Raw genomic sequence first — 20676 nt, 5'->3', positions numbered from 1 at the left:
TTGCGAAAGATGCAACGAAACGCCGCTACAAAGAATTTCGCATAATTACTTCGCAAATTGCGCAACTCACTGTTTTAAAAAGATATTTTCTGATGCAATTTTTGCAACCAAAATTTGTTCTCACTTTTACTTCGGATTGTTCACAAAATTACTTCGATTGAGGTCAGCCCATCAAAGAACTTAACTGGCCAGCGATGACCATGGGCTTCACAGTAGCTGATGAGAAATTGCTCCGTGGACTCATGGTCGGTGAGCAGGTTTCCTTCGACCTAAAAGGGAGCGGTGCGGCGCCTGTGATCACTGGAATACGTCCAGCCAAATAAAACAACTTGCTCATGTTCGTGCTCGTGGTGGAAGTCTAACAGCGGGCACGAAAGAGCGGCCTTCATATAAGGAGTGTGGGTGGAAATCCGTTTTAAATCATGGGTTTAACATCATTCCTGCAAAAATTTCCCGAATCCCGGCCGACCCTCTTGCTCATTGTCGTCACCTTGCTGGGCATCGTTCAGATGGCACAGCAGAAACAGCGAATGGACGAGATCACCAAGGTCAACAACGTTCAGGCCAACGCGGCATCAGCGATGTACCTCACCATCACCGAGCGCGCCTTGGCCCTGCGCAACATGATTCTGCTTGAAAACAGCGTCGACGAGATACAGAGCGAAGCCAAGCGCATCGAAGTGCAGGCGAAAAAATATGCACAGTCGGAACAAGTGCTGGGAAAGATGTTGAAAGAAGAAGGCAGCACCACCGCGCAGGAACGTGAGTTGTTCAGCGCGATAAGCGCCTCCGCCAGGGCATCGGAGACCTATATCCGGCAAGCCACGGAATTGATACTGGCGGGCAAGAAGGCAGAAGCCTACAACCTGCTGCGCACACAGTTCCGCCCCGTGCAACGGCAATGGTGGGATCAGCTCAGTCAATTCATCTTGCTGGAAAACACGCAGAACGAAGATGCCTCGAGGACTGCGGATATCGCCTACAGCAACGCCAGGACGACGATGCTGGCGATCGGCGCCTTGGCATTGATCGTGAGTATCCTGGCGGCGTATCTGATTACGCTGAGCGTACTCAGGCAACTCGGCGGCGAGCCTGCCTACGCCAATCAGATCGCGACCAGGATTGCCCATGGCGACCTGACCGTCGCCATTGAAACCAGACCAAGCGACCAGGGTAGTCTATTGTTCTCCATGAAGAGCATGCGCGATGCCCTGGCGCAGATCGTCGGTCAAGTGCGCACCGGCACCGACACCATTGCAACGGCCTCGAGCCAGATCGCCCAGGGCAATATGGACCTGTCGTCGCGCACCGAGCAGCAGGCAAGCTCACTGGAGGAAACGGCATCTTCAATGGAAGAGCTGGCCTCCACAGTCAAGCAGAATGCCGGCAGCGCGCTGCAAGCGCATGAACTGGCCAAATCCGCGTCCGACGTGGCCTCCAAGGCCGGGGAGGTGGTCCAGAAGGTGGTCAACTCCATGAGTCTGATCAACGATTCGTCGCACAAGATCGTGGAGATCATCTCTGTCATCGACGGGATTGCGTTCCAGACTAATATCCTGGCCCTGAATGCAGCGGTGGAAGCGGCGCGCGCCGGAGAGCAGGGGCGCGGCTTCGCGGTTGTCGCCTCGGAAGTGCGCAGTCTGGCCCACCGCAGCGCCACCGCAGCCAAAGAAATCAAAGAACTTATTTCCGATTCCGTGCAGCAGGTCAAAATCGGGCGTTCCCTGGTGGAGCAGGCGGGAACGACGATGGAGGAAGTGGTCGGCAGCGTCAGGCAGGTCAATAGCGTGATCTCGGAAATCTCGCTATCGAGTCGTCAGCAGAGCGAAGGGATTGAACAGATCAACGATGCCGTATTGCAGATGGATAATGTGACTCAGCAGAATGCGGCATTGGTGGAGCAGGCGGCGGCTGCCGCGCAGGCGATGCAAGAGCAGGCGTTCAACCTGTCGAATCTGGTCGGCATCTTCACCTTGAACACTTTGCCCATCCTGAAAAACAGTGTCGATATCCTGCCCGCCAGGCTGAAACTGGCCGCGCCTTGATCGGGGGGCGCCGCCCGCTCGGGCGTTTGACTACGGAACGACTGCGATAATCAAATAATTCGCGTAAAGAAAAGTTATGCGGCAACGGGAATCTCCATCCATCTATTGTGCGAAAAAATAAAATGGATACATCTGGGGAACTGTCAGAGGGTGAGCTGTTTCGCCAAGTCGTCGAAATGGCACCAAACGCCATGATCCTGGTCGATGAGGAAGGAGTGATCGAACTCGTCAATTTTCAGGCTGAGCAAGTCTTTGGATATGCGCGTGCGGAGCTGCTGGGGCGATCAATTGATATTCTCCTGCCGCAGAGAAATCAACGGGATCATTGTCATTATCGGCGTACATTTTGCGCGAATCCGACTCCCCGCGCGATGGGTGTCGGCAGAGAGTTGTTCGGCCTGCGTAAAGACGGTAGCGAGTTTCCGGTCGAAATTGCACTCAACCCGCTCAGGACTAGCGATGGCTTCAAAGTGCTCTCGGCAATTGTTGACATTTCAGAGCGCAGAATGCAGGAGGAGCAGTTCAGGCAAGTCGTCGAGATGGCCCCTAATGCGATGATCATGATTGACAAGGGCGGCATGATCGAGCTTGTTAATTTACAAGCCGAAAAGATCTTCGGCTACACGCGCATCGAGTTGCTGGGTCAGTCAATCGACATTCTTTTGCCGGAGCGATTTCGCGACAGGCATTCTCACTATCGGGAAATCTATTTCGCCAGTTCAAGTTCCCGCGCTATGGGTGTCGGCCGGGAATTGTTCGGCCTGCGCAAAGACGGTAGCGAGTTTCCGGTCGAAATCGGGCTCAATCCGATCATGACCGGGACGGGGGTAAAAGTGCTTTCGGCGATTGTTGATATTTCCGAGCGCAAGCAGTCGGATATCCGTCAACAACAACTGATCGGCGAGTTGACGCGTATTAACGAGGAATTGAACAATTTTGCTTATGTGTCATCGCACGATCTGAAATCGCCTTTGCGCGGAATCGATCAACTGGCGACATGGATCACCGAGGATTTGCACGACAGCCTCAATAAAGATACGCAAGCTCATCTACGTTTGATGCGAAGTCGTATCAAACGCATGGAAATGTTGCTGGACGACCTGCTTGCCTATTCGAAAGTCGGAAGATCAAAGGACGAGATCGTCTCCGTGGATACCAACGAACTGGTCAGGGATATTTTTGATTTGACCGCCACAACCAAATCAATCCAGTTGCATCTGGACCAGAGTCTTCCGATTCTGAGCACGAGAAAAGTGCCGCTGGAATTGATCTTTCGCAATCTCATCGGTAATGCGATCAAGCATCACGACAAGGCGAGTGGGCGCATCAATATCAGTGCGCGTACGACAGCAGAAGGAACTGAATTTTCGGTGACGGATGACGGTCCTGGCATCGCACCGGAACATCAGCAGCGCGTGTTTTCCATGTTCCAGACCTTAAAGCCGCGCGACGAAGTCGAGGGAAGCGGCATCGGTTTGGCGCTGGTCAAGAAAGCTGTCGAAGCCCAAGGCGGGCGTGTTGCTCTGGATTCCGACGGCAAAAGCGGAAGCACTTTTCGTTTCATTTGGCCTTCTTGAAGGCAATTGGGGGAGATGGGCATGGCAGAAAGAGTGATCAGCGAAGAAGTAACCATATTGGTAGTCGATGATGACGATATCGATGCCATGGGGATTGAGCGCGCGCTGAAATCGCTGCGGATATTGAATCCGATGGTGCGCGCACGGGATGGCATTGAAGGGCTTGCTTTGCTGCGTAGTCATGGGGCCGTGCGACGGCCCTACATCATCTTGCTGGATATCAATATGCCTCGCATGAATGGACTGGAAATGCTGGCCGTCTTGCGTGAAGATCCGATTATTTCAAGCGCAGTGGTATTTGTCCTGACAACGTCCAAGATCGATGAGGACCGAGTGGCCGCTTACGCCAAGCACGTCGCAGGTTATATCGTGAAAAGCGAGATGTGCGATGGTTTTATGCGCGTTATCGAAATGCTGGACCGCTATTGGCGGATAGTCGAACTGCCGACCAAATCCTGACAGGAAAGAGTCATGATAGCCACCATGTGTCTGTTGCTGATCGATGACGACGAGTTGGACAGAACGGTCGTCATTCGCGCTCTAGAGCATTCTGATCTTGTGTTCGACATCCGCCAGTGCGCAACGGCCGCAGAAGGATTCAAGTGTTTGGCGAAAGAACATTTTGATGCGGTCTTGCTCGACTATCGTTTGCCTGACCAGGATGGCATTGAGGTTTTGCATACGCTACGTTCCGGCGCATTTGAAAACGTCGCCGTAGTCATGCTCAGTCGCCAGGATGATCCGGCTATTGCCGAGAGTTGTCTTGAAGCAGGCGCGCAGGATTTTCTATTGAAGGATGAAGTCAACGGACGCCGTTTGATACGCGCGATTTGTCTGGCTCGGCAGCGGTATTCGATGGAGGAGGCGTTGAAAGCCAGTCACGAGAAATTGCGTGTCTTATCGGAACACGATATTTTGACCGGCTTGATCAATCGACGAGGTTTTGAAGTCGCATTGAATCTTTCGATGGACAATGCGCACCGCGAGCAGCGTGGCCTTGCGGTGTTGCTGCTGGATCTCGATGATTTCAAAAGTGTCAATGACACGCTCGGGCATAGCGCAGGCGACGAATTACTCATCGAGATCGCGCGCCGGATACGCTTGATCGTTCGTAGTGGAGATTTCCTCTGCCGATTGGGTGGCGACGAATTCGTGGTCATTGCTAACCGGCTCGAACGGGATGAACAGGCATCGCTTCTGGCGGATCGTCTGATTAGCGTTTTGCAAGATCCGATTGTTCTGAATTCCCTTGAGTTGGTTATTACCGCAAGTGTTGGCATCGCGGTTCTGGGTGAAAGCACTGAAAGTGCCTCGGATCTGTTAAAGCATGCTGATGTTGCCATGTACCGTGCCAAGCAGGACGGTCGCAATCAGTATCGCTTCTATTCGGAGCGATTGCACGCAGCGGTGCAGCATCTGACGGATTTGAAACGGGAATTGCATAGGGCTTTGCCGAACAATGAATTTGTTGTCTACTATCAGCCGCAGTTTAGCGCCGTGGATGAATCGCTCTGTGGCATGGAGGCGCTGGTTCGTTGGCGGCATCCACGGATGGGATTGCTGACACCGGGGGATTTCATCAGTGTCGCTGAGGACACGGGCCTGATCGTCGAAATTGGGAATTGGGTGCTGCAGGAATCTTGCCGGCAGCTAAGTGATTGGCGAGGCCGTTTTCCCTTGCTGAAAAACACTTTGACGATTGCGGTAAATCTCTCGGCAGTTCAGTTGGCTGACAAAAAACTGGTAGATCACGTCGAGAGCGCTTTATCCCAATATCAGTTGCCACCACAATGTCTTGAGCTTGAGATCACCGAGAGTGCGCTCATTGATGATCAGAGAGGCGCGGTGACGACGCTGGCAGAACTCGCCTCACGGGACGTCACGTTGTCGCTGGATGATTTTGGTACAGGGTATTCGTCGATGCATCACCTGAAGTTATTTCAAATCGATGTCTTGAAAATCGATAGGGAATTCGTCTCGGTTGTGGGGAGCAATACGGAGAATGATCGTTTGCTTGTCGCAATGATACGCTTTGCGCAAGCACTGAATTTGAAAATAGTCGCGGAAGGCGTGGAAAGCCGGGAGCAGGCTGACTTCTGTCGCCACCATGGCTGCACTGTCCTGCAGGGATACTACTATTCCAAGCCTCTTCCACCTGACGAGTTGGAAGCAACATTTCTGACGGGGAGTGATGCGCACAGAGAAAGCCGGCTTGCTTGTTGATTGCACTGTCTCAGTCCGGCCGAGAGTATTAGGAAACCGATCAGAGGCAGGAGATGGACATCAGGCGCTCACTTTCAAAATAAAGAAGTGAGCAGCATGATTCCTAAACCCGACTTGAGATCAGATCGCGACTACCACACTATACCTGCACCGTCATCGTTCCTCTCGATAGGGATAAATTTTTCTCCGAGAATTTGAAAATGCTGACCAAGGATTCAAGTTGATGAGCCTCATGCTGAAGTGATTGCGCGGCAGCCGCGGCTTCTTCCACTAGCGCTGCATTTTGCTGCGTCACGTTATCAATTTGGATAATCGCTTGATTGACTTGTTCGATGCCAGTGGTTTGCTCATGGCTTGATGCACTGATTTCTCCCACTATGCTTGAGACGCGTTGGATGCTGGCAACCACGTCGTCCATTGTCGCTCCGGCCTGCTGAACCAGCTTGTTTCCTTTTTCCGCCGTCTCGACGGAGTTGTCGATAAGCTGCTTGATTTCTTTTGCGGCGACGGCCGAACGTTGCGCCAGGTTGCGCACTTCGCTCGCCACCACTGCAAAGCCTCTTCCGTCTTCGCCGGCGCGGGCTGCTTCCACAGCCGCATTCAACGCAAGAATGTTAGTCTGGAAGGCGATGCCGTCAATGACACTGATGATGTCAACCACTTTTTTGGCAGATGTTTCAATCTGATTCATTGTTTCCACGACATCCTTGACCAACCGGCCGCCTTCGGTTGCAACTTGCGTTGCCGATAGCGCCAACGAATTTGCCTGGTCCGCGTTGCCGGCATTTTGCCTGACAACTGAGGTCAGTTCTTCCATTGCGGAGGCGGTTTCTTCCAATGAGCTTGCCTGCTCTTCGGTTCGTGACGACAGGTCCATGTTTCCGTTGGCGATTTCGGTTGTAGCGGTGGATATCCGATCCGCACTTGATCTGATGCCTGAGACCATGTCGATCAAACGAGCCTGCATTGTTTTCATCGAAAAAAGCAAACTGCTGCTGTCGGTCATCTTGATATTCACATCGCGTGAGAAGTCGCCATCTGAGACTCGTTGCGATACTGCAACTGCATAAAGTGGTTCACCGCCCAGCAAAATCATCACGTTGTGTATCAGCCAGTAAGCAATTCCCACGCCGATTAATGCGGCCACGCCACCCAAGGCGATGCTCAGGATCAGCATCCGCTTGGTGAAGGCATCCATATCAAGTTTGCTTTTAACTACGTCATCGTTTTTGGTCTTAATCAACGTCAGTATCTGTTCTCGAATTTTTCGCCAGGCCGGGGTTTCCTCAGTCGTCAGCGCCTTAATCGCTTTCTCCCGATCTGAATCTAGCAGTTCCACGATCTTTTTTTGCAGCAATGACTGTTGTTGATCAAGTGCGCCAATCTCTCTGAGTTTCTGCAAATAAGGCGCATTGTCCTTGGTCAGTTCAGTGCTCGTGGCAAGTGCCTCACTGAATCCCTTGCGCGAATCGTCCAGATTTTTAAATGCGGCTTTATTTTTTGGATCGAGCACTATGTTGCGTAACGCTTGCCCCTTCTGCAGGCCGGTTGTGTAAAGCATTGTCACAGAATTTAACGTCGCCTGATCGCGGAGGAGAAAAACCTCGAATCGATCCCGAATATTCAGCATGCTCGATATCGCTACGCAAAGTGCAGAAATGAAAGACACGCAAACCAAAACCATGCCAACCGTCATTCTTGTTTTTAGCTTCATGTTTTCCCTCGCCAGATGACAGATTATTTAAAAACAGATAAAAAGATGCAGAAATGCCGCGTATATTGAGTTATCGGTAGTAGCGGGCCCCGCTTTAGGCAATCAAAGAAATAAAGTCGGTGAACTGGGTCTTCCCATGGGACAGCGGCTGGTGGCAACGCTCCGGCGGTTTGATGTTTAGTCCTTGCACCGGTAATTCTTGTTAAGTACCAGGTGCTTTGGCTGAACAGAAATTCGATGAGAATCGTTGTTCAATTTGAGTCTGTTTGACCGACATGACGAACGTATATCCAAAAAAGAAGCAGTATTTGGACCAGGCAATTGTCTGCCTGACGACAGTATGGGAGGCAAGCCGTCGTAGCACAGTAGAAATCTGACGCATGGCGCCGGAAGAATAGTCTTTCCGGTTTCGATTGCGGTTGGTTTCTTCCTGTGCAATCTTTTGTCGCTCTGGAATCATGGATATTGCAACGACAGTCCCGCCCCGGGACCAGAACCATGCCCTCGCTCCTGATGCTTATTGCGAGGAGGGTTTTCAGGCTGAAATTATTTTTTACGGTTCCTACGGTTCCACCGGAACACCACCCAGCGGCTGAATTTCCCTGTTTCCATAAAGTGGGGCGGGGAGTTTTCGTAATAATCGGAAGCGATCGAGCTTTAGCGTTTCCTTTGTCACTCTATGCGCTGGCAGTGAGGACAGGTACTGCGCTACCACCTCTACCGCATCCATCGGTTGCCCATTGCTGTCCTTCAGAACTTCCAGATTTTTCGTCCTCAGGCGATTGATTTCCTCTGGATCTTCCTTGTAGAAGTAGCCCGCCACTGAATAACGTTTTTGTTCATCCATTGGAATGCCGCCCACCATGTAGTTGGACGAGTAATTCAACCGTCCTCCATAAGGGTCAAAATCGAGAGTGACTCCCGACAGGCCCGCAACCCAGCCGCCAGTCCATCCAAAGGAAACATCCGTGCTGAGACACGCGTAGGCCGAGTCGTCCACCAGCCGATGAATCTGGTGCCCGGTGATTGTGCCCTTGGCGATGAGTGGGCCGATCGGGATGAAATGATAGATGTCTTCGTAGCTGACAGGTCCGGCCGAGACGTGTGTGCCGTATCGGAATCCCCTGATGACGCCGACATCCGTCCGGGCGACGGAGCGGAATGCGTCGGTAAGAAAATCATGCGAGCTTCCTTCGATGACGGCCGGCATTTTTTCATCGGAGAAATTGGCGCGGTAAAGCGGGACATCGGTGTACCCCACGATGGTATCGATGGGGTGCATGAGAGCGGTGCCGTTGAATGGGTTGATCCATCGACCAGGAACGAACGCCGGACCGGTGACAAACGGGGCCCGGACCTTTTTCACTAACGCATCGATTTCAGGGTCGGGCCGTATGTCCATCGTGATCCGATGCTGTGTGAACTTGACGAGGGACACGCGTCCATTATGCTTTCTGAGGGTCATTTCGTTCAACACTTGACCATCCTGTCCTTCGTCAACGACCCAGGCGCCCGTATGTGTGCGAATAGTGTGAGGCGTGGTCTCGTGCATGTCGGAGGACAAGATCACATCAATGCCTGGATTCCGGTTGGAGAGATCGATGTTGGCGGCCAGACCAAGTTCGGAGATGACGACGAGTACATCAACCTGCTTGATATCCCGCAGCACGCGAATAAATTCGGGAAACTCCGCCTCGCCTTCGGTCATGCGGAATCCCCTGGTGATTTCGGTCTTTACGGCTTGGGGGCCACGGCTTGCCGTGTAGCCGATGAAACCGATCTTCAGTCCATTGACTTCCGTGATCCAGTATGGCGGCAGCACGCGATTGCCGGTCTTTGTTGCATAGGGGGGACCGTCGTAGTAGAGGTTTGCGGCGATTGCGTTGGCATGGAAGCGAGCGTCTGGTCCCGCGAACTGCTGCAAGAATACGTCCGTGCCATAGAGATAATCCCAGTTGCCGGGGTTGTCGACGTCAATAGCGAATCGGTTAAGGACGGTGATGATTGCCTCCCCTTGGGTAAACAATGCCTCGGCTGAGCCTTGGACCGTGTCTCCGCTATTGACGGTAATCGTGGCGCCAGGATGCCGCTGCCGGATGCCTTTAATGACCGTGTACATCCTGGCGAGCCCTCCCATAGACGCCCCGTTCCCGTCGGATCGGACGTTGGGGTGCTCCACCAGGTGGCCGTGGACGTCGCCCATGTGAATGAGCGTCACCTCTGCGCCAGGAGTTGCCGCGAAGGCTTCTGCGGCAAACGCCAGAAAAATGAGCGGCAATGCTACGGTTCTCCGAATCCATAGGTCAGACATGGCTTGAACTCCTTTGTGATTTTATTGTTGAGGCGATCGTATAGTCAAAGAGGCTGTTGTTGCTATGGTCGGAGATAAGTCCAACCTTGTTTTTGTCGCTTCACGATCTCTGCTGCACCCGAGGGGACGGTGGTGATGCCAGGCAGGAGATCGTCTTCCGTCATCTTGAATTTGTTCATGGAGTTCTGGCAGGCGATGATCTTCACGCCGTGGAGGATTGCGTCCTTAAGAAGCGTTGCCTTGGGACTCATTGGGCCAAGCAGAGTGACTGCGGCGCTGAAGTTGACGATTTCGATGTTGGCACAGGCAGCTCCCAGTTCTGCTTGCAGGTTTTGTGCGTTGCTTAGTGCCAGCTCCAGTTTGTCCTTGTCGCTGACACCGATCACGATATCGTAGTGCTCAGTGCAGGCGCTTGCAGGCGTCGTAGATGCATCTGCAGTTGCAGGCGCTGCAAAAGCAAAGGCGGCATGAAAAAAAAGTGCCAGAAATAAGCCGCGAAGAATATCTTTCATATTTGGTTCCTATCTACAGTGGTGAAAGAGATTGAGTGGTAGTTGAGGCTGGTGTGATCAAGGTGTTCCCAATACATGACCATTCACGGTACGTCCGTACATCGAGTCATCCGTGTCGTGGTACTTCTTGCGGGTCGCCGCGACCGAGATCGTAAAGCGCGGATCTTGCGGTCGCTCATGGCTATTCATGTAAATCGCCACGTCCCAGGCATCTTGTTCGCTGAGCGAGCCCCCTTTGCCCAAGGGCATGTTGGCATGGATGAATCCTGCAGCGTTGGCGATTTGATGCATGCCGGCCCCCCAGTTAAAGGATTTCTCACCCCACAATGGAGGAAAGACCTGGCGGCCGTCTGCGCGCGCACCTCGACCATCGGCGCCATGGCAGAGAGCGCAATTCTGCACGTAGACCTTTTCTCCGCGCGTGTAGTCCGGGGCAAGCGTCGGCTTTTTGAGCTTTGGGTAGCCGCTGCCTGGCATTGGCGTGCCGACGGGAGCACCTTTGGCCAGCCAGAAGGCATATGTCTGCAACGCGGTCATGATCTCGTCGTCCAGAGGCGGCACTTTGCCGTTCATACTGAATTGAAAGCAGCCTTGGATACGAGAGGCCAAGGTATCCACTTTGCCGGTCTTGCTGCGGAAGGCCGGGTAGTGGACGAAGGCCGCCCAAAGAGGAGATGAGTCCGGCTTGCGTCCGGCGTCAAGGTGACAATTGACGCAGTTGAGGTTATTGCCGACGTACTGAGGGGCGTACTTGCCGGTTTCCATGAAAATTTTCTCGCCCAGACTGATCACCTTGCCGTAGTCCCCTTCGGGTAGGGTATTTTCCGCAGGCGGCGAGAATGTGGCGCTTGCAGCAGGGATTTTCTCCGCCGCTGATGCGGTACGCGCGGCCGAAGCCATGGTGGCCGCGGGCGTTGAAGAAATCGGTTTCGCTTGTCTGTTCTGCTGGGATCTGAGCAATTGGTCGAACAGCACATTGCCTCCGATCGTCACGCCCAGCAGGACAATGACGACAACGCCGCCGAAGATAGCCAAGCCGTTGAGGTGCAGTTTCGACCTGTTGCCGTCGCGTTGTTGCATGTTCATTGTTGCCCCCCTTTGCTTTTGTTCTGAGTCGCTCTTTCTGCGTTCTGCGGACTTGCCGGCATCGGTGTGGGCGAGGGCGCCGCCGCGCTTGTCTGACCAGCATAAAAGGCTGCGACGGCATGCATTTCCTTGTCGGAGAGTTTGCTTGCGATCACCGGCATCAACCCCAAGGGGCCAGCCGGTCTGGATCCGGCTTTCCACGCCTGCAGTTGCTCGACGATATAAGCTGCTGGGAGGCCGGAGAGCGGGGGGAACTGTGTGCCGACACCGCTTCCACCGATACCATGACATTGCGAACAGGCGGGCAACTGGTCGACCCAGCGCCCACGCGCGGCGAGCCATGCACCGGCATCCTCCGGCGTGATCGATGCAATGTTGACTGCCGGGAAAGGCGTTTTCAATTGACTGAAGAACATCGCCAGCGAAGTGCGTTCAATGGGCGAGAGTTTCTGCGCGAAGGGTTGCATGACGGGATTCTTGCGACTGCCGTCGGCGAAGGCGTTCAGTTGCGCTTGAAGGTAGGCTTGGCCGGCACCCGCCAAGCGAGGAAAGCTGGCATTGCCTTCTCCTTGTGCACCATGGCAACTGATACAAGCGGCAACACCCAGCGATGTGCCTCGGCTCGCGATTTCTTGCCCTTGAACCACCGTTGCTTGCTGTGCCAACGCAGGTGTGGTGACGGCAACCAGCAACATCAATTTCCAGTTATGCGCGAACATAGCACCAGCCTTCCAACTGCATGCGTGCTATCGCAGAAACTGCGCTCTCTGGCAGGATGGTCAACGGCGCGGGCGCATCGCGCCCGATCTTTGCCAGCGTGTTGGGGCACACCAGGGTGAATGCATCTGTCGCTGCATCGGGCGTATCGAGCGTCGCTCCTACTGCATCGGCGTTGACGATGATGCGCACCACGCTCTGCGATGCATCGTTGGTTAGATTGGCGGCGTTGCTGCGCGCGCGGTTTAGCGCATTGGCGGTGGGCGCGTGCAGCAGGATGCGCATCTTGGAATATTTCAGACTCTCCATGGAATTTCTCCTCCTTTTTTGCTCTTTTCTTCCAGTCGTTCGCGTCGGCTCGATCTGCCGACTTTCGCACCTCTTCTTTCCGGGGCGCTTTACAGCGGGGCTCCTCCTATACCATGCAGTAATGTTGTCGTCTCAGCGCGGCCCCATGATTTCCGACAACGCTTGGCTGGGAACGCCGGTGCGCATCTGAACGACGCCTTTGGCGTCGCGCCAGACAACGGCCGGCGTTGCCCGCATGCCCAGGTTTGACATGAGTTTGACATTGCCGTCTAGCTGCGCCTGCACGGTTGGCGGAATTGCGGACAGCGGTTTGATTCCTTCGTCGCTGAGTGGTCGCGGGTGCCCAGAGGCCAAGCTTTTCGCAGCGGCAGATAGCTGAGCGCGCTCGTAAGCGGCCAAGGTCGCCGCCGGATTTTTGTCGGCCAGCAAGGCAGCGCCCTTCCCGGGGCTGGTTGGCGTGAGAATGCCAACGATCACATGGCGTAGCTGGACCTTACCTGCGTCCACCCAAGGACGAGCGTCGGACCAGAGCTTGTTGCAGTAGGGGCAGTTCAGATCAGTGAAAACATAGACCGTGCGCGGTGCCTTGTCGGAGCCATCCGCGACCCAGTGGCTATTTTGCAATTGTCCCCAGACTCTGTCAGTCATCGGAGCGCTGACGGTCTTTTCCAGGACGCTACGATTGACATCCTTGCCGTCCCCATCCACCAGCGTTCCCACGATAACGTGTTTTCCGTCCGGCGTAGCATACAGCGCGACCGGCTCCTGGTTCATATACCCGGCCCAGGCAGTGAGGCCTCCGGGCGAGGGAAAAGTGCCGACGACAACGAGTCCTTGTTTTTCCAAAGCGCGTAAAGGCGCAGGACGATCTTGTGCTTGAGCGCAGGTCTGGAGCAGAATTCCCCCCACGATAGTGGCGATGATGAGAAGTCCGGATCTGGTGCAAAAGCGGCCGGATGCCGATGGTGAGAGGTGAGAAGGCATGTGCGGGACCTTAAGGCGTTAATGTAAATACGGGCACGATCGTTGCCAACGGCCCGATTTGGAGGGAAGAAGTCATAAACCGGCCTTCGTCGCTGTTGAGGCCTTGCCGGCAAGCAGCCGTTGCAGCAAGTCAGATACGCTGAACTCGCCCACAAGACGGGCATCGCGTTGCTCACCTCCCTTTGCGTTGAAAAACATCACGGTCGGCGGTCCGATGACATGATATTCGCGCATCAAGGCTCGTTGGTCGACGTCGTCTTCAGTCACGTTCGCGCGCAGAAGAAGCACGTTCGACAGTGCGCTGCGCACTATCGGATCCGAAAACACTTCCCGATCGATCGTTTTGCAGGAGACGCACCAATCGGCCGAGTAATCCAGCAACACCGGTCTTTCAGATCGGCTGGCCATATCGAGTTGCGCCTGAAGCGCTTGCAGGCTGCCAACAGCATTAAATTGAAGTAGCGGCGCGGCGTTCTCCCGGGAAGTGGCGGTCACCGCAGCGCTGGACGGCATGGCGAAGGCGAGCGGCCTCAACGGATCATCGCCGCCGGCAGCGGCGCCTACCAACATGGAGCCGGCCCAGACGCCGACGATGAAGGCCATGCTACGGCATAACAGACGCAAGCCGGTGTCGATCTGAGTCGCAAGATGGAATAGCGTCAGTGCCAAGCCGGCCAGCAGCGATCCCCACAATATGAGCACCAACGATGTGGGGGCCACTCGCTGAAGCATCCAAATTGCGGTGCCCAACAGAAGGAAACCGAACGCACCCTTGACTCGTTCCATCCATGGGCCGGGCTTGGGCAAGTAGCGAGCTCCTAAGGTCGCGATGATGATCAGCGGCACGCCCATACCCAGGCCGAGCGCGAACAAGAGCAGAGCGCCCGAGGCAACATGTCCGGTCTGCGCAATGTAGAGCAGGGTTCCTGCCAAGGGGGCCGTCATGCACGGGCCGACGAGGAGTGCCGAAAGAAGACCCAAGGCAGTGGCGCCGAGCAAGGTGCCCCCTTGCGTATGTCGGCTCGCGCCATTGATGCGATCACGCACGAATGACGGCAGTTGCAGCGTGAAGAAGCCGAACATGGCTGCTGCGAGCGCGACGAAGATTGCACTGAAGATAGTGATCGCCCAACGGTTCTGCAGCAGCGCCTGAATATTTTCCCCCATGATGGCCGCAGCCGCGCCAAGGAGAGCATAAGTCAATGCCATTGGTAGTACAAAAGCGAGCGACAACACGAAGGCACGCAGCGGCGGCGCCTGGCTGCCAACTACAATGCCCGAGACAATAGGCACCATGGGTAGCACGCAGGGAGTGAAGGCCAGCCCAATGCCCAGCACGAAAAATAACGGCAGCGTCAAGGCCAGCGTACGTTCGCCAAGTACTTGGGTGATGTGGCTGTCGCTGGTGCCGGACGAGGTGGCAAGGGCTGTCTTTGCCACGGTAAAACTACCGACAGGAGGCGTTGCAACATCGCTATCATCCGCATCGCGCGCAGCAGATGGAGCCGGATTGGCAGCGAGAGTCAAAGCCGATGCGTCTACTGCAATTTTTTGGCTCTGCGGCGGATAGCACAGCCCTGCGTCTGCGCAGCCTTGCCATGTCACTGTCAGTTCCGTTGCACCCGATGGGTTGACTTGAACGGTCGCCGCGCGGCGGTAGACCTCCATGACGCCAAAGTTTGGATCTTCTTTTCGCTCCCCGGAAGGGCGGTCCACGGTCGTCCGGTTGCCGGAAGGTGCGGCTGTGACGCTGATTCGGTCGCGATACAGATAGTAGCCCTGAGCTATTTTCCAGTGCAGCTCCAGTTCGGCATGAGTAGCGGGCGATTGTTCTACGGTCAACGCAAAGGCCTCGTCGGCCGTCAGAAAACCATCCGCTGCATTTGCCATACCAGCGAGCAACCCCGCCAATAGGAACAGGAGTACGAGAAAAAGCGTTCGCCGAGCTTTAGACCATCGGGGAGGCGAGAGGCATAAGCGGGAAGTGCAGTGCAGCAGCAATTCAGGCACGTTGAAGAACCCTCGGGATAGATAGTTGATTTATCATGGGACGCGAGGATTAAGGCATCGTTAACGCTGCCTTCATTGTGACGTCGCACAGTTGGGCTGGTTGAAGAAATGCAAACGGATTCAGGAGGAGGCTTGTCGTGCATGTGTTATTGATTGAGGATGACGCTCTGGTGGCCAGCGGCATCGTTGCCGGCCTACGCTTATACGGTCTCACCGTTGACCACGTGGGATGTGCCCGTCAGGCGAAGACCGCGCTGGCAACGTCGCATTTCGATATTTGCGTGCTCGACCTTGGGTTGCCTGATACCGATGGCATGACTTTGCTTGCCGGGTGGCGTGCTCAAGGAAACGACATGCCCGTGCTGGTGCTAACCGCTCGCGATGCTGTCGAGAACCGAGTGAAAGGCCTTCAGGCAGGCGCCGACGATTACTTGCTCAAACCATTTGACCTGACGGAATTGGTGGCGCGGTTACATGCTCTTTTACGTCGTGCTTCCGGGCGTAGCGTGGACAGAATCAAGCACGGCGGACTGGCGTTCACGGCGTCGACGGGAGAGGTTATGCTGAATGGACGCCTGGTCGATCTGTCCAGACGCGAACTGGCATTGTTGCGAGCATTGCTACAACGTCCGCGACAGATACTCACCACCGAACAGTTGCGAGACAGTCTCTATGGCTTTGAACTGGACGTCGAGAGCAATGCCGTCAATGTGCACATCCATCACCTGCGCCGTAAACTCGGCGCAGGCATTGTTGAGACCGTGCGAGGCCTGGGCTACCGTCTTGGCGAAGGTGGAGGAAGCGAAGCATGATGAGTCTACGCCAGCGTTTGCTGATCATCATCGGTTTTTCGTTAACTATATTGTGGGCGCTCGTCGCGGTCTGGATGTTTCTCGATGTACGGCAAGAAATACGCACAGCGCTCGACGAGCGTCTTGCCGCCTCTGCGCGTATGGTCGCCGGACTCGTGTCTCAACTGCCGTCGCCGAACACCCCGGTTGACGGCAGGGCGGGCTCTCCGCTTGATGTGATCTCACGGGATGGATTAGCATGCGAAGTCAGTCTTCTACGCGGAGAGGTGCTCGCGCAAACGATGGCTCGGACCGTCGACAGTCCCGGTCTGTCCAACGTGGCCCTGGGTTATGGTACTCACACCTTTGGCGGCAAGCCCTGGCGAACGTATGTGCTGGAGCAGGGTGGTATACGCATCGCCACGGCTGACCGGATTGACTTGAGAGAGGGCTTGCTGCGCGACATTGCATTGAGTGTCGGAATACCTTTCGTGGTAGCCCTGGCCGGCAGCTTGTTGCTACTCTGGTTTGGTATCGGTCGTGGGCTGCAACCCATTGAGAGAGTTCGTGTGGCACTTGCTCAGCGGCGTCCCGACGATGAAATACCGCTTCCCGCGATCGATGCCCCGCCCGAGTTACGTCCCTTGGTGGAAACGATCAGATGCCTCCTGCAAAAGGTGCATGGTGCGATTGCACGTGAGCGACGGTTTACCGGCGATGCAGCACACGAACTGCGGACCCCGTTGACGGCCATCAAAACCCACCTGCAGGTGGCGCAGCTCGTATCGATTCGACATGAGGCCACCGATGGCATGTCGCAGGCACTATCGTCCGCCAATGAAGGCGTGCTGCAATTGCAGACGACGCTTGATCAATTGCTGCTGCTTGCCAGACTCGATGCCAGTGTCGAACATGCGCAAGTTTCTGGCTGGGGAGTAACTGGTGCCGCGGTAAAGCAGGCGCTGAGCAATTTGACGGGGTCCCATCATGAAGAGACCCGGGTTGAGCTGCAAATGGAACCGACAGTCAGCGAGATGCGCATTGCACTGCCTGACGCGCTGCTGATCTCGGCATTACGCAACCTGTTGGATAACGCTCTGCGACATTCGCCTCCAGCCAGCAAGGTGCTTTTGCGCGTTGAACGCAAGGATGACGCCAACTTGTGTTTCAGCGTACTGGATGAAGGTCCTGGACTAACGCCGGGAGAATGCCGACACGCCGTCGAACGTTTTTGGCGCAAAGAATCGAGTGGCAAGGGGAGTGGTCTCGGTCTGTCGATTGTCAATGCGATCACCAACAGTTTCGGCGGCTCGTTGACGCTGAAACCCAGATCTGAAAGAGGGCTCGAGGTTTGTTTGATCGTGCCTGTGAGCAGTTCTTGAGGACCGACTACATGGAGGTCGTCGTAGTTCATGAGCAGCCAGAAGCATCTATACCAACCTAATTGAGAGTCCAATGAGCCGATGAGATCATGGGCTTGATATGGCCGGCGACGGCCAGCGACAGGCATTCTCCAGTGTATTCATAACGCGCTGAAGTGTTGAACGATTAGTTAATGACAAGCAAGAATGTATAAAAAACTTGTTTGCAAATCAGTAGGAGGCGCTGTCGATTTATTCTAAGATGTCAGGAAAAATAGAAAATCTCGTCCGGATACATATAGTGTTGCAAATAAGAGCGCTCATGATGAAAGTCATCCGCGCAAATCGCCGGTCAGCCTTGGTGGAGAGACAAAATGCACATCGTTCAATCCTCAACAGACGCCTCGGATCTTTCATCCCTGTTTTTGCCGCCGGATATTCAGTTGCTGCTGGTATTCGGTGCGCGTGCGCTGCTGCAAGATCCCGCATTGTTTCCGCATCTGCGGCGTTTGTGTCCTTCCGCCCACATAGTCGGCTGCAGTACGGCCGGCGAGATTTTTGGCACCGAGGTGCGCGACGATAGCATCGTTCTAACCGGCATCCGCTTTGCATCGACCCGTGTCGACATCGCGGTCAGGCAGGTTGCCGACGTCGGCGACAGCTATCAGGTCGGCCAGGCGATTTCTCAGGAACTGCAACGGGAAGACCTCTGCCATGTTCTCGTCTTGTCCGATGGTCTGCGCGTCAACGGCAGCGATCTGGTAAAGGGATTGCGGGAGCACTTGCCGTCGCATGTCAATGTCACTGGCGGCTTGGCCGGAGATGGTTCCGATTTCCGCGAGACAGTGGTCCTGGCGAATGGTGATGCGGCAGCGGGGCAGGTGGTAGGCATCGGTTTCTACGGCGACCGGCTACAGGTCGGTTACGGTTCGGTCGGAGGCTGGGATGCGTTCGGTCCCGAACGGCTGATTACCAGATCCAAGGACAACGTTCTGTACGAACTGGACAGCGAATCGGCCCTGGGACTCTATAAAACTTATCTGGGCAGCCATGCCGCCGACCTACCGTCATCCGGGCTGCTGTTCCCGCTGGCGCTGCGATTGCCGGGTTCCGATACGCCGGTGGTGAGAACCATTCTCGGCGTGGACGAAACGCAGCACAGCATGACCTTCGCCGGCGACATGCCCGAAGGCTGCTATGTCCAGCTCATGAAAGCAAATTTCAACCGTCTGGTCGACGGCGCTATCGGCGCCGCAGAAGTCACCCGGGGACAATTGGAACGTCGTCCGGCGCAACTGGCGATTCTGATCAGTTGCATCGGCCGTAAACTGGTGCTCAAGCAGCGTATCGAGGAAGAAGTGGAAGGCGTGGCGGCAGTCCTGGGGGAGGGGGCGGTGCTCGCCGGTTTTTATTCCTACGGTGAAATTGCGCCGCACGGAGCGCGCACCCGATGCGAATTGCACAACCAGACGATGACAGTGACTACGCTGTCCGAGGAAGAGTGAGCATATATGCATCCCTTGCTGGTCCGTCAGATCAAGAAATTCAGCAAAGATGGCGTCATCGGCAATCTGCCCGGTTGGATCAGCGCTATCGACGATGCTTATGCCGCTTTTGAAAGTGATCGGGAGTTGATCGAACATTCGATGGAAATCATGTCGCGTGAACTGGGCGAGCGCAATCGTCAGTTGGCCGATCAGTTGGCGGAAAGACAGCGGGTGATGAACGAACTGACTCGCACCAACAGCGAGCTGCTGGAACTCAATGGCAAGCTTGAAACGGCGCAGAATCAATTGCTGCAGGCGGAGAAGATGGCCTCGATAGGCCAGTTGGCGGCAGGCGTTGCGCATGAGATCAACAATCCCATCGGTTACGTCTTTTCCAATTTTGGAACTCTGGAGACCTATACCAACAGTCTTTTGGCCATCCTGGGAGCCTATCAGAAGGCCGAACAGGCGATCATTGCTCCGGACGTCGTTGCCGAATTGCACGCTCTGCGCGATCGCATCGATCTCGAGTTCTTGACGGAAGATATGTTGATGCTCATGAGCGAGTCTCGAGAAGGCATCCAGCGAGTCAGGAAAATCGTCCAGGACCTGAAGGATTTTTCACGTGTAGATTCTTCCGATGAATGGCAATGGGCAGATCTGCATCGCTGTATCGATTCGACGCTGAATATCGTCAATAACGAAATCAGATACAAAGCCGAACTGGTCAGGGAATACGGAGAGATCCCGAAGGTGGAGTGCCTGCCTTCGCAGTTCAATCAGGTGATCTTGAATCTGGTGGTCAATGCGGCGCATGCCATCGAATCCGAGCGCGGGCGGATTATAGTGCGTACCGGTGCCGGAGGCGATACGGTCTGGATTGAAATCGCGGATAACGGGGGAGGCATCGCGCCGGAAAACCTGTCGCGCATCTTCGATCCCTTTTTTACCACCAAGCCGGTTGGCAAAGGGACCGGGCTAGGATTGTCGCTTTCTTACGGAATCATACAAAAACACAAAGGCAGCATCTCAGTCGACAGCAAACTGAATGTCGGAACAACGTTCAAAATCACTATTCCAGTCAGGCATTAATCGCGCTGGACTTAGCAGTGCTCTAACGTAAATCTCAGATCATCGAAGTCAGCTAACTATTTGATTTAAATAGAGATGAAGAACCTCGATGTGAAATTTACGTTTACACGGAGACACGTAAATCTGATGCTTAAATATTGATTTCACTTAAACATAAGGTTCGAAAGAACGGCGTTTGCGTTGCGATAGTTCCCCTAGAACTAAAGTGTTTCAACAATGGCGATCACTCAAAGTAGAGCAACTATGTTGACGCGACATCACGGCAATTGAAAGATACTTAATAGGTTGTATTGTAGCGAGCGTTATTCTCTCTTCATTGGGGTCCTTTTGATTGTCGTGCAATATACGACGGTAGCCATCTCTAGCAGTCACGCGGCTTTCAACGGCGTCGCCTTCAAAATGCCCATATAAATCAAGCACTTGCTGTCTGGTCGCTGTCCATCTATTTTCCTGCCTT

Annotated in this window: 18 protein-coding genes; 9 read left to right on the top strand and 9 right to left on the bottom strand. The window is 54.7% G+C overall.

Annotated elements, in window-relative coordinates; all coding sequences use genetic code 11:
- Window positions 1-170: 170 nt before the first annotated feature.
- The 5 genes from RV1423_RS26680 to RV1423_RS26660 all read left to right on the top strand — a co-directional run bounded on the left by RV1423_RS26680 (window position 171) and on the right by RV1423_RS26660 (window position 5845).
- On the top strand, window positions 171-323 hold the full coding sequence (locus RV1423_RS26680; protein WP_081769031.1) for a copper-binding protein: 153 nt from the start codon (window positions 171-173) through the stop codon (window positions 321-323).
- A 99-nt stretch (window positions 324-422) separates the two neighbouring features.
- Window positions 423-2045, top strand: coding sequence for a methyl-accepting chemotaxis protein (locus RV1423_RS30880; protein WP_051516986.1), 1623 nt, complete (start codon window positions 423-425; stop codon window positions 2043-2045).
- Between the two features lie 122 nt (window positions 2046-2167).
- Window positions 2168-3622, top strand: coding sequence for a PAS domain S-box protein (locus tag RV1423_RS26670; RefSeq protein ID WP_051516985.1), 1455 nt, complete (start codon window positions 2168-2170; stop codon window positions 3620-3622).
- Window positions 3623-3643: 21 nt separating this feature from the next.
- Window positions 3644-4081 carry a response regulator gene (locus RV1423_RS26665; protein ID WP_197035016.1) on the top strand — a complete coding sequence of 146 codons (438 nt, stop codon included), beginning with the start codon at window positions 3644-3646 and terminating at the stop codon, window positions 4079-4081.
- Window positions 4082-4093: 12 nt separating this feature from the next.
- Window positions 4094-5845, top strand: a complete 1752-nt coding sequence (locus RV1423_RS26660) for a bifunctional diguanylate cyclase/phosphodiesterase (protein ID WP_051516984.1) — start codon at window positions 4094-4096, stop codon at window positions 5843-5845.
- Between the two features lie 139 nt (window positions 5846-5984).
- Here RV1423_RS26660 and RV1423_RS30875 read toward each other — a convergent pair whose 3' ends face one another.
- From RV1423_RS30875 to dsbD, 8 genes are all read right to left on the bottom strand, one after another.
- Entirely contained in the window at window positions 5985-7559 is a 1575-nt protein-coding gene (locus RV1423_RS30875; RefSeq protein WP_034303609.1) for a methyl-accepting chemotaxis protein, read from the bottom strand.
- Window positions 7560-8121: 562 nt separating this feature from the next.
- Window positions 8122-9870 (bottom strand): bifunctional UDP-sugar hydrolase/5'-nucleotidase, encoded by a 1749-nt coding sequence (locus tag RV1423_RS26650; protein ID WP_034303607.1) that lies wholly within the window; start codon window positions 9868-9870, stop codon window positions 8122-8124.
- Between the two features lie 62 nt (window positions 9871-9932).
- Window positions 9933-10382 (bottom strand): DsrE family protein, encoded by a 450-nt coding sequence (locus RV1423_RS26645; protein ID WP_051516983.1) that lies wholly within the window; start codon window positions 10380-10382, stop codon window positions 9933-9935.
- A gap of 57 nt (window positions 10383-10439) precedes the next feature.
- Window positions 10440-11282, bottom strand: coding sequence for a c-type cytochrome (locus tag RV1423_RS26640; RefSeq protein ID WP_081769032.1), 843 nt, complete (start codon window positions 11280-11282; stop codon window positions 10440-10442).
- A 182-nt stretch (window positions 11283-11464) separates the two neighbouring features.
- Window positions 11465-12187 carry a c-type cytochrome gene (locus RV1423_RS26635; RefSeq protein ID WP_081769030.1) on the bottom strand — a complete coding sequence of 241 codons (723 nt, stop codon included), beginning with the start codon at window positions 12185-12187 and terminating at the stop codon, window positions 11465-11467.
- Window positions 12174-12494: a hypothetical protein gene (locus tag RV1423_RS26630; RefSeq protein WP_034303605.1), complete on the bottom strand. Its 321-nt coding sequence runs from the start codon at window positions 12492-12494 to the stop codon at window positions 12174-12176. Before RV1423_RS26630 ends, RV1423_RS26635 begins: the two co-directional genes overlap by 14 nt.
- A 132-nt stretch (window positions 12495-12626) precedes the next feature.
- Complete coding sequence (gene dsbG, locus RV1423_RS26625; protein WP_034303603.1) at window positions 12627-13478, bottom strand: thiol:disulfide interchange protein DsbG; 852 nt, start codon at window positions 13476-13478, stop codon at window positions 12627-12629.
- Window positions 13479-13550: 72 nt separating this feature from the next.
- On the bottom strand, window positions 13551-15488 hold the full coding sequence (gene dsbD, locus RV1423_RS26620) for a protein-disulfide reductase DsbD (RefSeq protein ID WP_197035015.1): 1938 nt from the start codon (window positions 15486-15488) through the stop codon (window positions 13551-13553).
- A 137-nt stretch (window positions 15489-15625) separates the two neighbouring features.
- Here dsbD and RV1423_RS26615 point away from each other — a divergent pair, with 137 nt between their 5' ends.
- The 4 genes from RV1423_RS26615 to RV1423_RS26600 all read left to right on the top strand — a co-directional run bounded on the left by RV1423_RS26615 (window position 15626) and on the right by RV1423_RS26600 (window position 20219).
- Window positions 15626-16300, top strand: coding sequence for a response regulator (locus RV1423_RS26615; protein WP_034303602.1), 675 nt, complete (start codon window positions 15626-15628; stop codon window positions 16298-16300).
- Entirely contained in the window at window positions 16297-17661 is a 1365-nt protein-coding gene (locus tag RV1423_RS26610; protein WP_034303601.1) for a sensor histidine kinase, read from the top strand. Before RV1423_RS26615 ends, RV1423_RS26610 begins: the two co-directional genes overlap by 4 nt.
- A gap of 353 nt (window positions 17662-18014) precedes the next feature.
- Window positions 18015-19145, top strand: a complete 1131-nt coding sequence (locus RV1423_RS26605; protein ID WP_034303599.1) for an FIST signal transduction protein — start codon at window positions 18015-18017, stop codon at window positions 19143-19145.
- Between the two features lie 6 nt (window positions 19146-19151).
- Window positions 19152-20219 carry an ATP-binding protein gene (locus RV1423_RS26600; RefSeq protein WP_081769028.1) on the top strand — a complete coding sequence of 356 codons (1068 nt, stop codon included), beginning with the start codon at window positions 19152-19154 and terminating at the stop codon, window positions 20217-20219.
- 210 nt (window positions 20220-20429) lie between these two features.
- On the opposite strand, the gene RV1423_RS30735 is transcribed toward RV1423_RS26600, so the two are convergent.
- Window positions 20430-20676: hypothetical protein (locus tag RV1423_RS30735; RefSeq protein WP_231502520.1), on the bottom strand; the 247-nt coding region annotated here is incomplete at its 5' end.

It is taken from the genome of Herbaspirillum sp. RV1423 (assembly GCF_000577615.1).
In the GTDB taxonomy this organism is placed as follows: domain Bacteria; phylum Pseudomonadota; class Gammaproteobacteria; order Burkholderiales; family Burkholderiaceae_D; genus Herbaspirillum.
The sequence above is the reverse complement of the archived record's forward strand: the minus strand, read 5'-3'. Positions and strand labels throughout refer to the sequence as shown.

Bases quoted from the DNA above. Each gene is read 5' to 3' on its own strand.
- RV1423_RS26600 (WP_081769028.1), top strand. From the start codon at position 19,152: ATGCATCCCTTGCTGGTCCGTCAGATCAAGAAATTCAGCAAAGATGGC.
- RV1423_RS26670 (WP_051516985.1), top strand. From the start codon at position 2,168: ATGGATACATCTGGGGAACTGTCAGAGGGTGAGCTGTTTCGCCAAGTC.
- RV1423_RS26605 (WP_034303599.1), top strand. From the start codon at position 18,015: ATGCACATCGTTCAATCCTCAACAGACGCCTCGGATCTTTCATCCCTG.
- RV1423_RS26645 (WP_051516983.1), bottom strand. From the start codon at position 10,382: ATGAAAGATATTCTTCGCGGCTTATTTCTGGCACTTTTTTTTCATGCC.
- RV1423_RS26665 (WP_197035016.1), top strand. From the start codon at position 3,644: ATGGCAGAAAGAGTGATCAGCGAAGAAGTAACCATATTGGTAGTCGAT.
- dsbG (WP_034303603.1), bottom strand. From the start codon at position 13,478: ATGCCTTCTCACCTCTCACCATCGGCATCCGGCCGCTTTTGCACCAGA.
- RV1423_RS30880 (WP_051516986.1), top strand. From the start codon at position 423: ATGGGTTTAACATCATTCCTGCAAAAATTTCCCGAATCCCGGCCGACC.
- RV1423_RS26630 (WP_034303605.1), bottom strand. From the start codon at position 12,494: ATGGAGAGTCTGAAATATTCCAAGATGCGCATCCTGCTGCACGCGCCC.
- RV1423_RS26640 (WP_081769032.1), bottom strand. From the start codon at position 11,282: ATGGCTTCGGCCGCGCGTACCGCATCAGCGGCGGAGAAAATCCCTGCT.
- RV1423_RS26650 (WP_034303607.1), bottom strand. From the start codon at position 9,870: ATGTCTGACCTATGGATTCGGAGAACCGTAGCATTGCCGCTCATTTTT.
- RV1423_RS26660 (WP_051516984.1), top strand. From the start codon at position 4,094: ATGATAGCCACCATGTGTCTGTTGCTGATCGATGACGACGAGTTGGAC.
- RV1423_RS26635 (WP_081769030.1), bottom strand. From the start codon at position 12,187: ATGTTCGCGCATAACTGGAAATTGATGTTGCTGGTTGCCGTCACCACA.
- RV1423_RS26610 (WP_034303601.1), top strand. From the start codon at position 16,297: ATGATGAGTCTACGCCAGCGTTTGCTGATCATCATCGGTTTTTCGTTA.
- RV1423_RS30875 (WP_034303609.1), bottom strand. From the start codon at position 7,559: ATGAAGCTAAAAACAAGAATGACGGTTGGCATGGTTTTGGTTTGCGTG.